General features: G+C 60.5%; 19 protein-coding genes. 14 read left to right on the top strand and 5 right to left on the bottom strand.

Annotated features, from left to right (window positions below; all coding sequences use genetic code 11):
* Positions 1 to 50 precede the first annotated feature (50 nt).
* Entirely contained in the window at positions 51 to 818 is a 768-nt protein-coding gene (gene gloB / locus AC1DXW_RS17715) for a hydroxyacylglutathione hydrolase (protein WP_477760277.1), read from the bottom strand.
* Positions 819 to 883: 65 nt separating this feature from the next.
* Between gloB and AC1DXW_RS17710 the strand changes: the two genes are divergently transcribed.
* From AC1DXW_RS17710 to AC1DXW_RS17690, 5 genes are all read left to right on the top strand, one after another.
* Complete coding sequence (locus AC1DXW_RS17710) at positions 884 to 1642, top strand: class I SAM-dependent methyltransferase (protein WP_477755453.1); 759 nt, start codon at positions 884 to 886, stop codon at positions 1640 to 1642.
* Positions 1643 to 1734: 92 nt separating this feature from the next.
* A complete protein-coding gene (gene rnhA / locus AC1DXW_RS17705) occupies positions 1735 to 2187 on the top strand; it encodes a ribonuclease HI (RefSeq protein ID WP_007979123.1) in 453 nt (150 codons plus the stop codon).
* A gap of 223 nt (positions 2188 to 2410) precedes the next feature.
* On the top strand, positions 2411 to 3169 hold the full coding sequence (gene dnaQ, locus AC1DXW_RS17700) for a DNA polymerase III subunit epsilon (RefSeq protein WP_477755454.1): 759 nt from the start codon (positions 2411 to 2413) through the stop codon (positions 3167 to 3169).
* Between the two features lie 147 nt (positions 3170 to 3316).
* Complete coding sequence (locus AC1DXW_RS17695) at positions 3317 to 5572, top strand: Orn/Lys/Arg family decarboxylase (protein ID WP_477760276.1); 2256 nt, start codon at positions 3317 to 3319, stop codon at positions 5570 to 5572.
* 14 nt (positions 5573 to 5586) lie between these two features.
* A complete protein-coding gene (locus AC1DXW_RS17690; protein WP_477755456.1) occupies positions 5587 to 6201 on the top strand; it encodes a GNAT family N-acetyltransferase in 615 nt (204 codons plus the stop codon).
* On the opposite strand, the gene AC1DXW_RS17685 is transcribed toward AC1DXW_RS17690, so the two are convergent.
* Positions 6167 to 7060 (bottom strand): LysR substrate-binding domain-containing protein, encoded by an 894-nt coding sequence (locus tag AC1DXW_RS17685; protein WP_477760275.1) that lies wholly within the window; start codon positions 7058 to 7060, stop codon positions 6167 to 6169. The two genes, AC1DXW_RS17690 and AC1DXW_RS17685, sit on opposite strands and share 35 nt — an antisense overlap.
* Before the next feature lie 88 nt (positions 7061 to 7148).
* The gene (locus AC1DXW_RS17680; RefSeq protein ID WP_008051885.1) at positions 7149 to 7376 is read right to left on the bottom strand and encodes a hypothetical protein; all 228 of its coding nucleotides are present in this window, start codon (positions 7374 to 7376) and stop codon (positions 7149 to 7151) included.
* Positions 7377 to 7551: 175 nt separating this feature from the next.
* Here AC1DXW_RS17680 and AC1DXW_RS17675 point away from each other — a divergent pair, with 175 nt between their 5' ends.
* Positions 7552 to 8112, top strand: a complete 561-nt coding sequence (locus AC1DXW_RS17675; protein ID WP_477755458.1) for an NADPH-dependent FMN reductase — start codon at positions 7552 to 7554, stop codon at positions 8110 to 8112.
* A 23-nt stretch (positions 8113 to 8135) separates the two neighbouring features.
* On the opposite strand, the gene AC1DXW_RS17670 is transcribed toward AC1DXW_RS17675, so the two are convergent.
* Entirely contained in the window at positions 8136 to 8795 is a 660-nt protein-coding gene (locus AC1DXW_RS17670) for a TetR/AcrR family transcriptional regulator (RefSeq protein ID WP_477755459.1), read from the bottom strand.
* Positions 8796 to 8849: 54 nt separating this feature from the next.
* Here AC1DXW_RS17670 and AC1DXW_RS17665 point away from each other — a divergent pair, with 54 nt between their 5' ends.
* A complete protein-coding gene (locus AC1DXW_RS17665) occupies positions 8850 to 9953 on the top strand; it encodes a DUF2855 family protein (protein ID WP_477760274.1) in 1104 nt (367 codons plus the stop codon).
* Positions 9954 to 10111: 158 nt separating this feature from the next.
* Here the strand turns inward: AC1DXW_RS17665 and AC1DXW_RS17660 are convergent, their stop codons facing one another.
* On the bottom strand, positions 10112 to 11062 hold the full coding sequence (locus AC1DXW_RS17660) for a DUF1853 family protein (RefSeq protein WP_477755640.1): 951 nt from the start codon (positions 11060 to 11062) through the stop codon (positions 10112 to 10114).
* A gap of 117 nt (positions 11063 to 11179) precedes the next feature.
* Between AC1DXW_RS17660 and AC1DXW_RS17655 the strand changes: the two genes are divergently transcribed.
* The 7 genes from AC1DXW_RS17655 to AC1DXW_RS17625 form a co-directional block, all read left to right on the top strand.
* The gene (locus AC1DXW_RS17655) at positions 11180 to 12070 is read left to right on the top strand and encodes an NAD(+) kinase (protein WP_057398469.1); all 891 of its coding nucleotides are present in this window, start codon (positions 11180 to 11182) and stop codon (positions 12068 to 12070) included.
* A complete protein-coding gene (locus AC1DXW_RS17650) occupies positions 12070 to 13041 on the top strand; it encodes a metallophosphoesterase (protein WP_477760273.1) in 972 nt (323 codons plus the stop codon). Before AC1DXW_RS17655 ends, AC1DXW_RS17650 begins: the two co-directional genes overlap by 1 nt.
* The gene (locus AC1DXW_RS17645; protein WP_477755642.1) at positions 13038 to 13907 is read left to right on the top strand and encodes a rhomboid family intramembrane serine protease; all 870 of its coding nucleotides are present in this window, start codon (positions 13038 to 13040) and stop codon (positions 13905 to 13907) included. Before AC1DXW_RS17650 ends, AC1DXW_RS17645 begins: the two co-directional genes overlap by 4 nt.
* 32 nt (positions 13908 to 13939) lie before the next feature.
* Complete coding sequence (locus AC1DXW_RS17640) at positions 13940 to 14200, top strand: YeaC family protein (RefSeq protein WP_477755643.1); 261 nt, start codon at positions 13940 to 13942, stop codon at positions 14198 to 14200.
* A complete protein-coding gene (locus AC1DXW_RS17635) occupies positions 14197 to 15027 on the top strand; it encodes a DUF2797 domain-containing protein (RefSeq protein ID WP_477755644.1) in 831 nt (276 codons plus the stop codon). Before AC1DXW_RS17640 ends, AC1DXW_RS17635 begins: the two co-directional genes overlap by 4 nt.
* A 10-nt stretch (positions 15028 to 15037) precedes the next feature.
* Positions 15038 to 17695 (top strand): aminopeptidase N, encoded by a 2658-nt coding sequence (gene pepN, locus AC1DXW_RS17630; protein WP_477760272.1) that lies wholly within the window; start codon positions 15038 to 15040, stop codon positions 17693 to 17695.
* A 798-nt stretch (positions 17696 to 18493) separates the two neighbouring features.
* Positions 18494 to 18617 (top strand): hypothetical protein (locus AC1DXW_RS17625; RefSeq protein WP_477760284.1); only part of this gene is annotated, 124 nt, incomplete at its 3' end.

Below are 18617 nucleotides of genomic sequence, written 5' to 3'. Positions count from 1 at the left end.
CACCCTGCGCGGTCAACCTTTCAGAATTGTTGCAACCTTGTGAGATCCCTTTAGAACGTGTCTTTCCACGCTCGAAGAGCAGCAAAAACCATATCGGGCACCGAGTTATCGGTGCCGGTCCGTTCGTCCGCTTTTTCTTTAACGGATGTTTCACCGGAGCGCAAAAACGGGTTTGTGAGCTTTTCCAGTGCCAGTGTCGACGGCAGCGTCATGATCCCGGATTCCCGTTGGCGGGTGACTTTGGCCAGGCGTTCGGCGGTGTCCGGGTTGTTCGGTTCGACGGCCGCGGCAAACTTCAGGTTGCTGAGGGTGTATTCGTGGGTGCAGTAGACCAGCGTATCGTCCGGCAACCCGGCGAGGCGTGTCAGCGAGCTGTACATTTGCTGTGGAGTGCCTTCGAACAAGCGTCCGCAGCCGGCGGCAAACAGTGTGTCGCCGCAGAACAGCAAGCCGTGATGGTAATAGGCGATATGCCCCAGGGTGTGGCCGGGGACCGCGAAGATATCGAAGTCCAGGCCGAGCACGCTGACCTTGTCGTTGTCTTTGAGCGCAACGTCCCGCGCCGGGATCTTTTCGCTGGCCGGGCCAGAGACCTTCGCGCTTGTCGCTTTCTTCAGCAATTCGACGCCGCCGACGTGGTCATGATGGTGGTGAGTGATCAAAATATCACTCAGTACCCAACCCGGATTGGCCGCGAGCCAGGCTTGTACCGGGGCGGCATCACCCGGATCGACGACCGCGCAGCGCTTGGTGTCGCGGTCTTGTAACAACCAGATGTAGTTGTCGGTAAAGGCGGGCAGGGCAGTGATCTGTATCATCGTCGGATTCGCCAAGCGGAAAACAATAGCGCATCTTAGAACTTCCTGGCGTGTTGGAGAATGCAATGACTGATAAAGCGTTCGCACAGGCTGATCCTGACTGGCTCGCGTTGATCAGCGCGGCCCGCGAGTGGCTGGCAGGTCCGATCGGGCAATTTCTGCTGGACGAAGAGCGGCGCATGCTCGAAGACGAGCTCGGGCGGTTCTTTGGTGGCTATCTGGTGCATTACGGCCCCTCGGCCCAGACCCCGCCGTCAGCGCCGCAGGTGCAGCGCAATGTGCGCCTTGGCGCGCCGTTGCCGGGGGTCGAGATCGTCTGCGAGGAACAGGCCTGGCCGTTGAGCGAACATGCTGCCGATGTGGTGGTGCTGCAGCATGGTCTGGATTTCTGCCTGTCGCCCCATGGTTTGCTTCGCGAGGCGGCCAGCAGCGTACGGCCCGGCGGGCATTTGCTGATCATCGGCATCAATCCCTGGAGCACTTGGGGTCTGCGGCATGTGTTTGCCCAGGATGCGTTGCGCAAGGCACGCTGCATTTCGCCGTCACGGGTCGCGGACTGGCTGAACCTGCTGGGCTTCGCGCTGGAGAAACGCCGCTTCGGGTGCTATCGTCCGCCGCTTGCGTCACCGGCGTGGCAGACCCGACTGGCCGGTTGGGAGCGCAAGGCCGGTGACTGGCAATTGTCGGGCGGCGGCTTCTATTTATTGGTGGCGCGCAAGATCGTGGTGGGCCTGCGACCGGTCCGTCAGGAGCGGCGCGAGCCGAAGGGCAAGTTGATTCCTTTGCCGATGGCCAAGGTCAACCGTCGCAACATCGAACCGTAATACACACTTTTCATTTGCGGCCGGGCCTGTCCCGGCTTCGGGCGTCGTCGATCAGCGATCGGCGGGCCAGCGCATTTTCTGGATAGATTGGCATGAGCGATAGCGTAGAACTGTTCACCGACGGCGCCTGCAAGGGCAACCCTGGCCCTGGCGGCTGGGGCGCACTGCTGGTGTGCAAGGGCGTCGAAAAGGAACTCTGGGGCGGCGAAGCCAATACCACCAACAACCGCATGGAACTGATGGGTGCAATCCGTGGCCTGGAAGAACTCAAGCGTCCCTGCGAGGTGCTGCTGGTGACCGACTCCCAGTACGTGATGAAAGGCATCAACGAGTGGATGGACAACTGGAAGAAGCGCGGCTGGAAAACCGCGGCGAAGGAGCCGGTGAAGAATGCTGACCTGTGGAAGTTGCTCGACGAGCAGGTCAACCGCCACAAGGTCACCTGGAAATGGGTGCGCGGACACATTGGCCATCACGGCAACGAGCGAGCCGACCAGTTGGCCAACCGTGGCGTCGATGAAGTGCGCGGGTACAAGCAGGGCTGATCGCAATGTCTGCCGTAGGAGCTGCCGAAGGCTCGGGCCGCGATCGGACGATCTTTTGATCTTGATCTTTTTCAGGCCGCAAAAAATCAAAAGCCAGATCAAAAGATCGCAGCCTTCGGCAGCTCCTACAAGGATTGTGTTCACAGCAGCGCAATGGCGATGGCCCGCGAGCATGTTAAGATTCGCGCTTTTGCACGATTGACCGATTGAGAGCTGAGCACTGATGGCCACCAGATCCGTTGTACTCGACACCGAAACCACCGGCATGCCGGTGACCGACGGCCACCGGATTATCGAAATCGGTTGTGTCGAGTTGATCGGCCGACGCCTGACGGGCCGGCACTTTCACGTGTACCTGCAACCCGATCGCGAAAGTGACGAGGGTGCCATCGGCGTCCACGGCATCACCAACGAATTCCTCGTGGGCAAGCCGCGTTTTGCCGAAGTGGCCGAAGAATTCTTCGAGTTCATCAAGGGCGCACAGCTGATCATCCATAACGCGGCGTTCGACGTTGGCTTCATCAACAACGAATTCGCCCTGATGGGGCAGCAGGACCGCGCGGACATCACGCAGCACTGCTCGATCCTCGACACCCTGATGATGGCCCGGGAACGTCACCCGGGGCAGCGCAACAGCCTCGACGCATTGTGCAAGCGCTATGGTGTCGACAACTCCGGCCGTGAACTGCACGGCGCCTTGCTCGACTCCGAGATTCTCGCCGACGTCTACCTGACCATGACCGGGGGGCAGACCAGTCTGTCCCTGGCCGGTAACGCCTCCGATGGCAATGGCTCCGGTGAAGGGGCGGACAATTCGGCCACCGAGATCCGCCGTTTGCCAGCAGATCGCCAGCCGACGCGCATCATCCGCGCCAGCGAAGACGACCAGGCCCGCCACGCGGCGCGCCTGGAAATCATCGGCAAATCCGCAGGTGCTCCGGCGTTGTGGGTGCAGCTGGCTGAGGCTGAAGCGCAGGCGTAGATGTTTCGAAAGGATCTTCGAATAGCCGCGCCGCTGGCATGCATCCGATGACCCATTTCAGGGCGCGACACTCGCCACATCCTCTGCAACACTCTACCCTGAGGTGATTGGCAGGCTATGGTCTGCCGCCTCAGGACACTGAGCCTCATGTATAAAGATTTGAAATTCCCGGTCCTGATTGTCCATCGCGACATCAAGGCCGACAGCGTCGCTGGCGACCGCGTGCGGGGGATTGCCCGGGAGCTGGAGCAGGAAGGGTTCAGTGTCGTTTCGGCGGTGGACTACACCGAAGGACGATTGGTGGCGTCGACTTACCATGGCCTGTCCTGCATGTTGATTGCCTCCGAGGACGCCAGCAGCCACTCCCATTTGTTGCAAAACATGGCCGAACTGATCGGTCTGGCGCGAGTGCGTGCACCGGATCTGCCGATCTTCGCCTTGGGCGAAACAGTGACCCTGGAAAACGCGCCTGCCGACGCCATGGCCGAGCTCAATCAGTTGCGCGGCATTCTTTACCTGTTTGAAGACACCGTGCCCTTTCTCGCCCGACAGGTGGCCCGCGCCGCGCGCAAATACCTCGATGGACTGTTGCCGCCATTTTTCAAGGCTTTGGTGCAACACACCGCGGATTCCAACTATTCCTGGCACACCCCCGGTCACGGCGGTGGCGTGGCGTATCACAAGAGTCCGGTCGGGCAGGCGTTTCACCAGTTTTTTGGGGAAAACACCCTGCGCTCGGACCTTTCGGTGTCGGTGCCGGAGCTCGGTTCTTTACTCGACCACACCGGTCCCCTGGCTGAAGCCGAGGCCCGTGCAGCACGAAATTTCGGCGCCGATCACACCTTTTTCGTGATCAATGGCACCTCCACGGCCAACAAGATTGTCTGGCACTCGGTGGTCGCCCGCGATGACCTGGTGCTGGTGGATCGCAATTGCCACAAGTCGGTGCTGCACTCGATCATCATGACCGGCGCGATCCCGCTGTACTTGTGTCCGGAGCGTAATGAGCTGGGGATCATCGGTCCGATTCCCCTGAGCGAGTTCAGCCGCGAATCGATCCAGGCCAAGATCGACGCCAGTCCGCTGACCAAGGGCCGTGCACCGAAGGTCAAGCTCGCGGTGGTGACCAATTCGACGTATGACGGCCTCTGCTACAACGCCGAGCTGATCAGGCAGCAACTGGGCAATAGCGTCGAGGTGCTGCACTTCGACGAGGCCTGGTACGCCTATGCGGCGTTTCATGAGTTTTTTGCCGGGCGCTACGGCATGGGCACGTCCCGTGATGAAGACAGCCCGTTGGTGTTTACCACCCATTCCACCCACAAGTTGCTGGCGGCTTTCAGTCAGGCGTCGATGATTCACGTGCGCGATGGCGGCGCGCGGCAACTGGACCGGGATCGCTTCAACGAAGCGTTCATGATGCACATCTCGACCTCGCCGCAGTACGGCATCATTGCCTCGCTGGATGTGGCTTCGGCGATGATGGAAGGACCGGCCGGGCGTTCGCTGTTGCAGGAAATGTTCGACGAAGCCCTGAGTTTTCGCCGGGCGCTGGCTAACTTGCGACAGCACATTGCCGCGGATGACTGGTGGTTTTCGATCTGGCAACCGCCGTCGGCGGAAGGCATCGAGCGGGTCGTCACCGAGGACTGGTTGCTGCAACCCGATGCCGACTGGCACGGCTTTGGCGGCGTGACCGACGATTATGTGCTGCTCGACCCGATCAAGGTCACGCTGGTGATGCCGGGGCTGACGGCCGGTGGCGCCCTCAGCGAGCACGGGATTCCGGCGGCGGTGGTCAGCAAGTTCCTTTGGGAGCGTGGCCTGGTGGTTGAGAAGACCGGGCTGTATTCGTTCCTGGTGTTGTTTTCCATGGGTATCACCAAAGGCAAGTGGAGCACGCTGCTCACCGAATTGCTGGAGTTCAAGCGCAGCTATGACGCCAACGTCAGTCTGGCCAGTTGCCTGCCTTGCGTGGCGCAAGAGAATGTCGCGCGCTATCAGGGCATGGGCTTGCGTGATCTGTGCGATCAGTTGCATGCCTGTTATCGCAGCAATGCCACCGCCAGGCACCTCAAACGCATGTACACCGTACTGCCGGAAGTCGCGATGAAGCCGGCGGACGCCTATGATCAATTGGTGCGGGGTGAAGTCGAAGCCGTGTCGATCGATGCGCTGGCCGGGCGGATCGCGGCGGTGATGCTGGTGCCGTATCCACCTGGCATTCCGCTGATCATGCCGGGCGAGCGCTTTACCGAGTCGACCCGCTCGATCATCGATTACCTGGCGTTTGCCCGCACGTTCGATAGCAGTTTTCCGGGGTTCGTTGCTGATGTGCACGGATTGCAACACGAAGATCAGGGCAGTGGACGGTGCTACACCGTCGATTGCATCAAGGAATGAGGACCTTTCCCAGTATGCAGCCGGTTATAAATCCGAATTTCCCAGGGTTGTCGGTACGGGTTGCCGACGAGGGTTTTGCCGCCTATATCTGGGGCAGTGATTTCAGTTTTGAAGTCGCGGCCTACGGTGCGGCCGAAATAGGCAAGCCGGTGGCACAGTGGCCGGTCACCCCGATCACGCCTTATCGCAAGTGCTACGGCATCGACCCCGAGGAATTCAGCAGCTTTCGCGATGCCGCCGACAGCGCGATTTTCATGGCCTATCTGGATGACCAGCCCGTGGGGCATCTGGTGGTCAGCACCAACTGGAACGGCTTTGCCCATATCGACGAACTGGCGGTGCATGCACCGGCCCGACGGCACGGTGTGGCCAAGGCCTTGCTGGATGTGGCGCAATTCTGGAGCCGCAAGAAAAAGCTCCCGGGCATCATGCTCGAAACCCAGAACAACAACCTGGGGGCCTGCAGGCTCTATGAGCGTTGCGGTTACGTGATGGGCGGGATCGACCATCTGCGCTATCGCGGCATCGATCCGAACACCGCCGAAGTGGCGCTGTTCTGGTATCGAATGTTCGAAAATCCGTTGGAAAATCTGCTCAGTTCGTCAGCATCGCCGCGGCTTGTTCCGTGACGATGGCCAACAATGCCTGAACCGCCGGAGACGGTTCGACGTTTTTCAGCGACAAGGCGTAGAGACTGATCGGCACGGCTGGCGCGAGCGGGCAGGCGTCCAGCCCCGAGGCTTTGGCGCCGAGGGCGGTGAAGGGGTCGACGATGGCCAGGCCTTCGCCGGCCTCGACCATGCTGCGCATCATCTGATGCGTCTGGACCCGGGTTTGAATCACCGGAGCAGGGCGCAAGCCGTGCAGTTTGTTTTCCAGTGCCGGGCTCAGCGGGTCTTGCCCCTCCAGTCCGATCATCGATTGGCCGGCCAGATCCTGCAGTGAAATGTATTTCTGTTTCGGTTGCAGCCAGCCATGGGGGGYGAGYAGCTGGAGTTTGCCCTGGGCAATTACCTGGCAATCGAGGTCGGCGTGATCGGGGTCATGCAGGCTCAGGCCCAGATCGCTTTCACGCAGCAGCAGGCTTCTGACGATGTCGCGGGTGGGCTGGCTCAGCAGTGTGCAAGGTGCGTCGGGCAGGCGTCGGCGCAGGGCGGCGATGCTGTGTGGTAACAATTGGTTAGCCAGAGGCGGGGTGCAGATGATGCGCAGCGGCGGCGCCAGGTATTGCCTGAGGCTGTTGGCCAGGCGCTGCACCGGTTCGAGCGCGTCGTAGACCCGGGCAATTTCCACCTGCAATTCCCGCGCTTCGCGGGTGGCCTGCAATCGCCCGCGTACGCTGGCGAACAGCATGAAACCCAACTGATCCTCGGCGTCGCGCAGCAAACGCTCGACTTCGGCCACCGGCAACTGCAGCCATTCGGCGGCGGTGCCCAGGTGACCGGTCTGCAAGAGCGCCTGGATCACTTCGATATGGCGTAAGCGCATGCGTGAAGTCCATGTTCAGCAGGTGGAGGAGTCAGTGGCTGAATCCTACCCCAAGTCCGCGCATATGACTTCTGCTCATAACGACGGGTTATGAAACGCTGGCGGTTTGCGGTTCGCGGGTAATGGTTACGCCGGTTTGCACCAGCATGAATTCATTGTCGTCGACCTTGTTGACACGGTCGCCAATGGCCAGCTTGTAGGTGGTGACGGGGCCTGAACCGTCTACCGCCGGGGTGGAGTCCTGGAACTCGTGCACCGAATATATACGGCCTTCCGCGTCTCTTGCATGGAACTGACCGACGAGTACTGCTGCCATCTGCTTAGAACCTCTGGAGATAAATCACTCAATTTGCGGCACTGTAGACCGTGCTTGAGCGAGGTAAGTTTTCCTACAGGAAAAAAATAGTCAGGGACGGCGTTTTCAGTCGCCCGCTGCTTGAATCGTCATCTATAACTACAAGCTCTTCCTATCGGACAGTCGAGAATCTCCCATGAGCAACGTCTATACGATCGCCGTCTTGGTCGGCAGCTTGAGAAAGGAATCGATCAACCGCAAGGTCGCACGGGCTTTGACAGAACTGGCGCCGGCCAATCTCAAACTCAACATCGTCGAAATTGGCGATCTGCCGCTCTATAACGAAGACATCGATGGCGCTTCACCGCCGGCAGCCTACAGCACTTTCCGGCAACAGGTGAGTTCTTCCGACGCGGTGCTGTTCGTGACTCCGGAATACAATCGATCGGTGCCGGCGCCGCTGAAAAATGCGATTGACGTGGGTTCTCGCCCTTATGGCAAGAGTTCGTGGAGTGGCAAGCCCGGCGCCGTTATCAGTGCTTCGCCGGGGGCCGTCGGCGGGTTTGGTGCCAATCACAACCTGCGTCAATCCATGGTGTTTCTGAATGTGCCGATGATGCAGCAGCCGGAGGCCTATCTGGGGAACGCCGGTTCGGCATTCGACGAGGCGGGCAAGTTGTCCGAGTCGGTCAAGCCGTTCCTGCAAAATTTCATCAATGCCTATGGGCAATGGGTCGAACAGCACAAGAAAGTTTGATGTTCATTGGCCAGCGCTTTGTCCTACGAAGCGCTGGATAACCGGCTACAAATCATCGTTTCCATTTCCGACAGCCAGGCGGCAGTTTGCTCCGCTGCCGGTTGCGCTGTGACGCAATAGCGGCGACCGCCCCAAGCCATGATCACCCAGGCGTCAATAGTCGGTGCTGATGGCTGCACCGGCAAATCGCGGCAAGCAGCAAAGGCTTCACGCCATTTTTGCGACAGTTCCTCGTACACCCTTCGATGATGCTTGGGTTCGGCGATCTGATGCTCGATGAGCGACGCGGCATGGTTGAACAGGGGTTGTCGGGCATCGTCAGGGTCGCAGGTCAGGCACACAAGACGCTTGATGCGAGTTTGCCAGTCCAGGTCGGTTGGCTGGATGACGTTTTGATCCATTTGCGCCAGTAGTACCTCCAGGCGATGCCGGATGTACCCCGACAGCAGGGCTTCCTTGCTCGGGAAATAGTCATACAGCGTGCCAATCGCCACGCCGGCTTCCAATGCCACTTCACGGGTGGTCAGCCCTGACCAGCCGTCACGCTGCCAAATCCGAACAAAAGCCTCGTAAATGGCCTCGACGGTGAAAATCGCCCGGGCCTGACTCGGCCGTTTCAGCGGCTTGGCGCGGGAATTGAGGGTGGGCGAGCTGCCCTTGGTGTTTCCGAACCCACTCTTCATCGGCTGTCATTACTCTTGAGTGACCCGCCACCGTGTCGCAGCAGGAGACCGAACATGCAGGATTTCACCACGTTAACACGCCTGATTACCCGTAAGAATGCCCTGGACCAGAGCCGGATCGAGCAGGAAAAACGTAGCCTGATCCCGGCACCCGGCGAGGTGATCTTGAAGATTGACCGTTGCGCCTTGACCACCAACAACATTACGTACGCCGCTTATGGCGATTCAATGAACTATTGGGGATTCTTTCCTACAGGCCTGGAGGATTGGGGGCATGTTCCGGCCTGGGGATTTGCCGACGTCATTGCGTCAACAGTGGCAGGCATCAAGGTGGGCGAGCGTTTCTACGGTTACTTCCCGCTGGCCAGCCATCTGTGGATGCGCCCGGAACGGGCCACCGAACGTGGCTTTTACGATGGGGCCGAGCACCGCGTGGGGTTGACCTCGGCGTACAACCAATACACGCGCTGCAGTTGGGATGCGTACTACAGCCCTGAAACCGAAAACCTGCAGATTCTGCTCAAGCCGCTATTTCTGACTTCATCGATGCTGGCGGACTTCCTGCAAGACAACCGGTTTTTCGATGCGACCCGCCTGGTGTTCTCCAGCGCGTCCAGCAAAACCGCCTACGGCACGGCCGTGTGTCTGCAAAATCATCCGCAACTGGAGCGTGTGGCGCTGACGTCCGCCGGCAACAAAGCATTTGTCGAAAACCTCGGCTGTTACGAATACGTGGTGTCTTATGCCGAGTTGGCCAACCTCGCCGGTGACCGTCCTACGCTGTACGTGGATTTTTCCGGCGACCTGGGACTACGCGATCAGGTCCACCAGCACTTTGCCGGGCAACTGGTCTACAGTTGCTTCGCTGGCTCTGCGCACAGTACCGATGAAGCGCAGATGACGGCCATCGAGGGGCCGCAACCGGTGTTCTTCTTTGCCCCGGTGCAGATCCGCAAGCGCAATGCCGAATGGGGGCCGGAAGGGGTCAGCCAGCATATCGGCGAAGGGTTGGTGCGGTTTTTCCAGCGAGTGACCGAGAGCGAAAAGCCTTTGCTGGAAGTCATTGAAAGTCAGGGTTACGAAGCGGCGCAAAGGGTCATTTATCGCTTGGTCCATGGCCAGGTCCCGCCTGTGGAGGGGCATGTGATTCGCTTGTGATGTGATTCGGCGAGGTTGTCCGTTTAGACCAGACTGGCCCTATCGCGAGCAAGCTCGCTCCCACAGGGATCTTCATTGGATACACAACGTGTATACGGCTCAGATCCAATGTGGGAGCGAGCTTGCTCGCGATGGGGCCAGCCCGGACACAATAATACTCAGACATTACCCGGCACGTTCGGCCAAAGGTCCGCCACCAGAAACAGCCGTTCGGCCTCTTCCCAGTCACCTTCGGCATTTTCTGTCAGGCGCACCAGCAATTGTGCCGGCGCAAGAGGGTCCAGGTCATTGAGCCAGGCCTGCATCTGTCCGGGGTTCCAGGTGTGCTCCGCCGAATAATGCGCCGGCGCCAGCCAGGCATGGCGGGGCAGGGGTTGCCAGCGACCGGGCGGGCTCTGGGCCAACAATGCAGGCCAATCCTTTTGATGCAGCCAGCGACCCCGCAAATGCTGCGGATGGGCGCCCGACGGCGGGGTGGCCTGTCCGGGCCACGGGTACAGCAGGTAACCCCCCAGCCACAAATGCGCGCTGAAGGCCTGGATATCCAGCGCCGCCAGCACCTCACGGCTCTCGGGGCGCGCGGAAATCGGCAATTGATGCTGGCTCAGGTGCGCCAGCTTGCGGTCGAGCCGATCGTGGCACCCCGGACCCAGCCACTGGGCAGTGTCATGCCCGTCGCCGGATTGCGGGCCGAGGTAAAGTTTGATCGCCAGTTCCAGGTGATGTACGCCGTCGCGGTCGCGCAGCAGCATGTCCAGTTCACCCAGGGTGTGCCCCTCGCGGCGAATCGGCATATTGGCAGCAATCAGTTCAATGCCGGGCGCATGCTGCACGGCGAATTGCCAGAGGCGTTCGTAATACAGGCCCAGACGCCGTGTCCGGGCCTGGGCCAGCCAGTGCAGTAAGCTATAACTGTCCCGGTCCAGTTGTCGCAGCCAATGCTCCAGCCGTTGCGGTGCCTGCACCCAGTCGCTGCCGGCCAGCGGGTGGCGTTGCGGCCACGGGGTATCGTCCAGCATGGGCGGCGCGAGGATGACCCACGCCAGGTCACGCACTTCGGGATGGCGTAACTGATGGGGCAGGTGGAGCAAATCAGGAAATAGCATCATCTTGCGAGCATAGCCCGAAACCCGGGCACACCCTTGAAGCTGAAAGGATTTTGTCTACGGGCGGCTTTCGCCCATAATCGTGGTTTTCGCCGCCACACAGATCCCCGCAGGAGCCCCATGGAGCAATTTCGCAATATCGGCATCATCGGTCGCCTGGGCAGTTCCCAGGTGCTGGATACCGTCCGCCGACTGAAACGGTTTCTGCTCGATCGTCACCTGCACGTGATCCTCGAAGACACCATCGCCGAAGTGCTGCCAGGGCACGGCCTGCAAACCTCGTCGCGCAAGATGCTCGGCGAAGTCTGCGACATGGTCATTGTGGTCGGTGGTGACGGCAGTCTGCTCGGTGCCGCCCGGGCGCTGGCCAGGCACAATATTCCGGTGCTCGGCATCAACCGGGGCAGCCTGGGTTTCCTGACCGACATTCGCCCCGATGAACTGGAAACCAAGGTCGCCGAAGTGCTGGATGGCCACTATCTGGTGGAAAACCGCTTCCTGTTGCAGGCCGAAGTCCGTCGCCACGGCGAGGCCATCGGCCAGGGCGATGCACTGAACGATGTGGTGCTGCACCCTGGCAAATCCACGCGAATGATCGAATTCGAGCTGTACATCGACGGCCAGTTCGTCTGCAGCCAGAAGGCCGACGGCCTGATCGTCGCCACGCCGACCGGTTCCACCGCGTATGCACTGTCTGCCGGCGGGCCGATCATGCATCCCAAGCTCGACGCTATTGTGATTGTGCCGATGTACCCCCATACCTTGTCGGGTAGACCGATTGTGGTCGATGGCAACAGTGAGCTGAAAATCGTCGTGTCCAAGGATATGCAGATTTACCCGCAAGTCTCGTGTGACGGGCAGAACCACTTTACCTGCGCGCCCGGCGACACCATTACCGTCAGCAAGAAAGCCCAGAAACTGCGGCTGATTCACCCGCTCGACCACAACTACTATGAAGTTTGCCGGACCAAGCTCGGCTGGGGCAGCAAGTTGGGGGGTGGAGGCGACTGATGCTCGATCCCGCGCGTAGCTACGACCTGATCGGTGACGTGCACGGTTGCGCTCTGACCCTGGAGCACTTGCTCGACCGACTCGGTTATCACAAGCAAGGTGGCGTTTGGCGGCACGCGTCGCGCATGGCGGTGTTCGTCGGCGATATCATCGATCGCGGCCCGCGGATTCGCGAGGCGCTGCATATCGTCCACGACATGGTCGAGGCCGGTCAGGCGCTGTGCATCATGGGCAACCACGAGTTCAATGCGCTGGGCTGGAGCACGCCGGCGCTGCCCGGCAGCGGCAAGCAATTCGTGCGCGAGCACACGCCGCGCCATGCCCGCCTGCTACACGAAACCCTGACCCAGTTCGAACACCATCCGGGTGACTGGCACGACTTCCAGCAATGGTTCTATAAGCTGCCATTGTTCGTCGATGCCGGGCGTTTTCGCGTGGTCCACGCCTGCTGGGACGCCGGCCTGATCGAGCCGCTGCGGGCGTTGTTCCCCAGCGGTTGTGTCGACGAGCATTTTCTCCAGGCTTCGGCGCAGGCGGGTTCGTTTGCCTGCACCGTGTTCGACCGGCTGCTGCGCGGTACGGACATGCGCTTGCCCCATGGCCTGACCATGACCAGCGGCGATGGGCTGGTGCGTTCGTTCTTCCGGACCAAATTCTGGGAAGACGATCCGAAAACCTACGGCGACATCGTGTTCCAGCCCGATGCACTGCCCGAACCCGTGGCCCGGACGCCGCTGACACCCACCGAAAAGAACAGTTTGCTGCGCTATGGCATCGATGAGCCGTTGTTGTTCGTCGGCCATTACTGGCGCAGCGGCAAACCGGCACCGATCCGGCCGAACCTGGCCTGTCTGGATTACAGCGCGGTGCTGTACGGCAAACTGGTTGCCTACCGACTGGATCAGGAAACCCGCCTGGATCCGCATAAATTCGTCTGGGTCGATGTCGAGCGGCCGGAGGTGCTGCAATGAGTGCTGTAGCGGTATTGCGTCTGCCCCTGGCGGTGGACTTGAGCGGGTTCGTCACCCTGCTCAAGCGCATGCAAGTGCCCCATCGGGTCAGCGAAGAGGCAGGCGAGCAAGTGCTGTGGGTGCCAGACAACATCAGTGAAGACGTGCGCGCGTTGTACGAACGGTTTCCGGCGGGCGATCCCGATCAGCAATTGGACATTCCGCTGGCGCAGACCATCAAGCGCCCGGGGTTCGTCGAGCAATTGAAATACGCCAGGGCCACCGCGCTGGTGCTGTTGCTGAGCGTGATTGTCGGTGCAGTGACCCTGCTCGGCGACAACCTTGAAACGATGCGCTGGCTGACCTTCCTCGAGTTCCGCGTGGTCGGCGAGTACCTCCACTTCACGCCACTGGCCGACAGCCTGGCGGCGGGGCAGTGGTGGCGCCTGTTCACGCCGATGCTGATTCACTTCGGCATCCTGCACCTGGCGATGAACGGCATGTGGTACTGGGAGCTGGGGCGGCGCATCGAGTCGCGTCAGGGCAGTATCAACCTGATCGGCCTGACCCTGCTGTTCAGCCTGGTGTCCAACTACGCCCAGTATTACTTCAGCGGCCCGACCTTGTTCGGTGGTTTGTCCGGTGTACTGTACGGCCTGCTCGGGCATTGCTGGATCTTCCAGCTGCTGGCGCCGAACCCGGCTTATCGCCTGCCGCGAGGCGTGCTGGTGATGATGCTGGTGTGGTTGCTGTTGTGCCTGTCCGGGCTGGTGTCGATGATCGGCTTCGGCGAAATCGCCAACGCGGCCCACGTCAGCGGGTTACTCATCGGATGCTTCAGCGGTTTGTTGGGCGGTTTGTATAACCGCCGTAAACTGGCCGCCTAATTCAGAACCTGCAATGAAGAGACGGAGACTCAATGTCCTCTTTTAACGAAATGATCAACAACATCACCTCCGATATCTACGAGAGCCTGAAACTGGCCGTGGAAATCGGCAAATGGTCCGACGGTGGCAAGCTCACCGCCGAACAACGCGAGCTGTCGTTGCAGGCGATGATCGCCTGGGAAATCCAGAACCTGCCAGAAGACCAGCGTACCGGCTACATGGGGCCGCAGGAATGCGCCTCGAAGTCGATCGAAGTGCCGAATATCCTGTTCAAGTCGGATGCCATCCATTGATCGAGATTGGCCGCGGTGCAATCAGCAAAATGTCGGCGCGCCTGGCCGGGCCGAACGTGCAATACGCTTTGCGTCTGGGCGAAACCGAGGTCCCGGTCAATCCGTTGATCGGCACCACGGTTCGCCTGGAATACCTGGGCGCGATCCACTGCATCCATTGCGGACGCAAGACCAAGACCAGTTTCAGCCAGGGCTACTGCTACCCGTGCATGACCAAACTGGCCCAGTGCGACGTCTGCATCATGAGCCCGGAACGCTGCCACTTCGACGCCGGCACCTGCCGCGAGCCGGAATGGGGCGAGAAGTTTTGCATGACTGATCACGTGGTGTATCTGGCCAACTCGTCGGGGGTGAAAGTCGGGATTACCCGTGCCACCCAATTGCCGACCCGCTGGCTCGACCAGGGTGCGAGCCAGGCCTTGCCGATCATGCGCGTATCGACCCGTCAGCAGTCCGGTTTCGTCGAGGATCTGTTCCGCAGCCAGGTGGCCGACAAGACCAACTGGCGTGCTTTGCTCAAGGGCGATGCGGCGGCGGTGAACCTGGCCGAAGTCCGCGATCAGCTGTTCGACAGCTGCGCTGAAGGTTTGCTGGGGTTGCAGCAGCGATTTGGCTTGCAGGCGATCCAGCCGGTGACCGACGTCGAACCGCTGGAAATCCGCTATCCGGTCGAGCAGTACCCGACGAAGATTGTCAGCTTCAACCTGGACAAGAACCCGATTGCCGAAGGCACGCTGATGGGGATCAAGGGTCAATACCTGATCTTCGACACCGGCGTGATCAACATTCGTAAATACACGGCTTACCAGCTCGCCGTGCATCAGTAAGGACTCCAGCATGCGCACCGAACAACCGAAGATGATCTACCTCAAGGACTATCAGGCGCCCGAGTACCTGATCGACGAAACGCACCTGACCTTCGAGTTGTACGAGGACCACAGCCTGGTCCATGCGCAACTGGTGATGCGCCGCAACCCCGAGCGTGGCCCGGGCCTGCCGCCGCTGGTGCTCGACGGCCAGCAGCTTGAGCTGTTGGCGGTGACGTTGGCCGACCAGGAGCTTTCCGAGGCGCAGTATCAGCTGACCGAGAATCACCTGACCCTGCACCCGACCAGCGCCACCTTCACGGTCGACACCAGCGTCCGGATCCACCCGGAAACCAACACCGCGCTGGAGGGCCTGTACAAGTCCGGCACGATGTTCTGCACCCAGTGCGAGGCCGAAGGCTTTCGCAAGATCACCTATTACCTCGACCGCCCGGATGTGATGAGCACGTTCACCACCACGGTAGTCGCTGAACAACACAGCTATCCGGTGCTGCTGTCCAACGGCAACCCGATCGCTTCCGGTCCCGGTGAAGAAGGGCGGCACTGGGCGACCTGGGAAGACCCGTTCAAGAAACCGGCGTACCTGTTTGCGCTGGTGGCCGGTGACCTGTGGTGCGTCGAAGACAGTTTCACCACCATGAGCGAGCGCAATGTGGCGCTGCGCATTTACGTCGAGCCGGAAAACATCGACAAGTGCCAGCACGCGATGAACAGCCTGAAGAAATCCATGCGCTGGGACGAAGAGGTCTACGGTCGCGAGTACGACCTGGACATCTTCATGATCGTCGCCGTGAATGACTTCAACATGGGCGCCATGGAAAACAAGGGCCTCAACATCTTCAACTCCAGCGCCGTGCTGGCCAAGGCCGAAACCGCCACCGACGCCGCGCACCAGCGGGTCGAGGCGATTGTCGCCCACGAATACTTCCACAACTGGTCGGGCAACCGCGTGACCTGCCGCGACTGGTTTCAGCTCTCGCTGAAGGAAGGCTTCACCGTGTTCCGCGATGCCGGTTTCTCCTCGGACATGAACTCGGCCACGGTCAAGCGCATCCAGGACGTGGCCTACCTGCGCACCCACCAATTCGCCGAAGACGCCGGCCCCATGGCCCACGCCGTGCGCCCGGACAGCTTCATCGAGATTTCCAACTTCTACACCCTGACCGTGTACGAGAAGGGCTCGGAAGTGGTCGGCATGATCCACACCTTGCTCGGTGCCGAAGGTTTCCGCAAAGGCAGCGACCTGTACTTCGAACGCCACGACGGCCAGGCCGTGACCTGCGATGACTTCATCAAGGCCATGGAGGATGCCAATGGCGTTGACCTGACCCAGTTCAAGCGTTGGTACAGCCAGGCCGGTACACCACGTCTGGCGGTGAGCGAGTCCTTTGATGCGGCGGCGAAAACCTACAGCCTGACCTTCCGCCAGAGCTGCCCGCAAACCCCGGACAAAGTTGAAAAACTGCCGTTCGTGATCCCGGTCGAGCTGGGCCTGCTGGATTCCAAAGGGGCAGCGATTGCCCTGCGTCTGTCCGGGGAAGCCTCCGCGCAAGGCACCTCGCGGGTCATTTCCGTGACCGAAGCCGAACAGACCTTCACCTTCGTCGACATCGCCGAACAACCGCTGCCGTCGTTGCTGCGTGGTTTCTCGGCGCCGGTGAAGCTGAGCTTCCCGTACGACCGTGATCAACTGATGTTCCTGATGCAGCACGACAGCGACGGCTTCAATCGCTGGGATGCCGGCCAGCAATTGTCGGTGCAGGTGCTGCAAGAGCTGATCGCCCAGCAGCAGAAGGGCGAAGCGCTGGTACTCGATCAGCGTCTGGTGTCGGCGCTGCGCACGGTGCTCTCGGACGAGTCGCTGGATCAGGCCATGGTTGCCGAAATGCTCTCGCTGCCAAGCGAGGCGTACCTGACCGAAATCAGCGAAGTGGCGGATGTCGAAGCGATTCACACGGCGCGTGAATTTGCCCGCAAGCAATTGGCCGATGCGTTGTTCGAAGGTCTGTGGCTGCGTTATCAGGGCAATCGCGAACTGTCCAGGCAGACGCCGTACGTGGCCGAAGCCGAGCACTTCGCTCGCCGCGCGTTGCAGAACATCGCGCTGTCGTACCTGATGCTCAGCGGCAAGCCGGAAGTTCTGGCGGCGACGCTGGAGCAGTTCGATGCGTGCGACAACATGACCGAGCGCCTGACCGCACTCGCCGTGCTGGTCAACTCGCCCTTCGAAGCCGAGAAGGCCACGGCGCTGGTCAGCTTCGCCGAGCACTTCAAGGACAACCCGCTGGTCATGGACCAGTGGTTCAGCGTCCAGGCTGGCAGCGTGTTGCCCGGTGGCCTGGCACGGACCAAGGCGTTGATGCAGCATCCGGCGTTCAACATCAAGAACCCGAACAAGGTGCGGGCGCTGGTCGGTGCGTTTGCCGGGCAGAACCTGATCAACTTCCATGCCGCCGACGGTTCCGGGTATCGCTTCCTGGCGGATCTGGTGATCGAGTTGAATGGCTTCAATCCGCAGATTGCTTCTCGCCAGTTGGCGCCTTTGACTCGCTGGCGCAAGTACGACAGTGCTCGTCAGGTTTTGATGAAGGGGGAGCTGGAGCGGATTCGGGCTTCGGGGCAGTTGTCCAGTGATGTGTTTGAAGTGGTCAGCAAGAGTTTGGCCTGAGTTTGTTGTTGACCTTGGCGGCCTTTGGGCCGACCAGGGTCGTGGGTTGATTGGGTACATATCCGTTTCTGCGGTAACGACGGCTGGCGGTTTCGCCCTTACGGCGACTCACTTTTTTACAAGCGCCTAAAAAAGTAAGCAAAAAACGCTCGCCCCGAACGTACGGCCCCTCGCTAAGGCTCGGGGTTCCTTCGCTCCGGTATTCATCCGGGGGCATTGCCCTCCGGTCGGCTTCGCTTCGACCTACATGCAATGAGTTCGACTGCGTCGAACGGCGCTGCGCGCCCATCCCCGGATGAACACCTCCGCTCAGCCTTCCGAGGGGGCGGGTGGATCAAGATCAAGAGCTGCAGGCGAGCTAACGCTCGGCCTGTTGAGTGGTGAAGAGCAGTTGGTGTAGGCCGACCCATTGTGGGAGCGAGCTTGCTCGCGAAGGCGGCCTTATGGCCGACCAATCTCTTTCGGCTAAACGGATTCCCCCTGTAGGAGTTGCCGCAGGCTGCGATCTTTTGATCTTGATCTTCCGCACCCTTCGACATTGTCAAAAATCAAAAGATCGCAGCCTCGTTGCACTCGACAGCTCCTACAGGGAAACACGCACGCATCAGAACCAGGCCGGCCGGTAGGCCGCCTCGGACGCTKTTGCGGTACACGCCCCCTCGTGAGGCCGAGTGGAGGTTCTGCGCAGTGGGCAACCCGGCATGGATGCCGGGTTAGCCGCCSCCGGCCCAGAGTGTGTCAAAACGCCAAAGCCAACCCTTGCTATGATTGCCCCGGATTTCATCGCAAGGGCTGCCCATGAAACGCTTCATTCAAGGTGAACACCGAGGTCAAAGGACCCTGCTCCCCGAGAGCCTGGACGATTACGTCAGCGACACTAATCCGGTGCGCGTTGTCGATGTCTTCGTGGATGAACTCGACC

This window comes from Pseudomonas sp. P4_C4 (genome assembly GCF_056402055.1).
The sequence above is the reverse complement of the archived record's forward strand: the minus strand, read 5'-3'. Positions and strand labels throughout refer to the sequence as shown.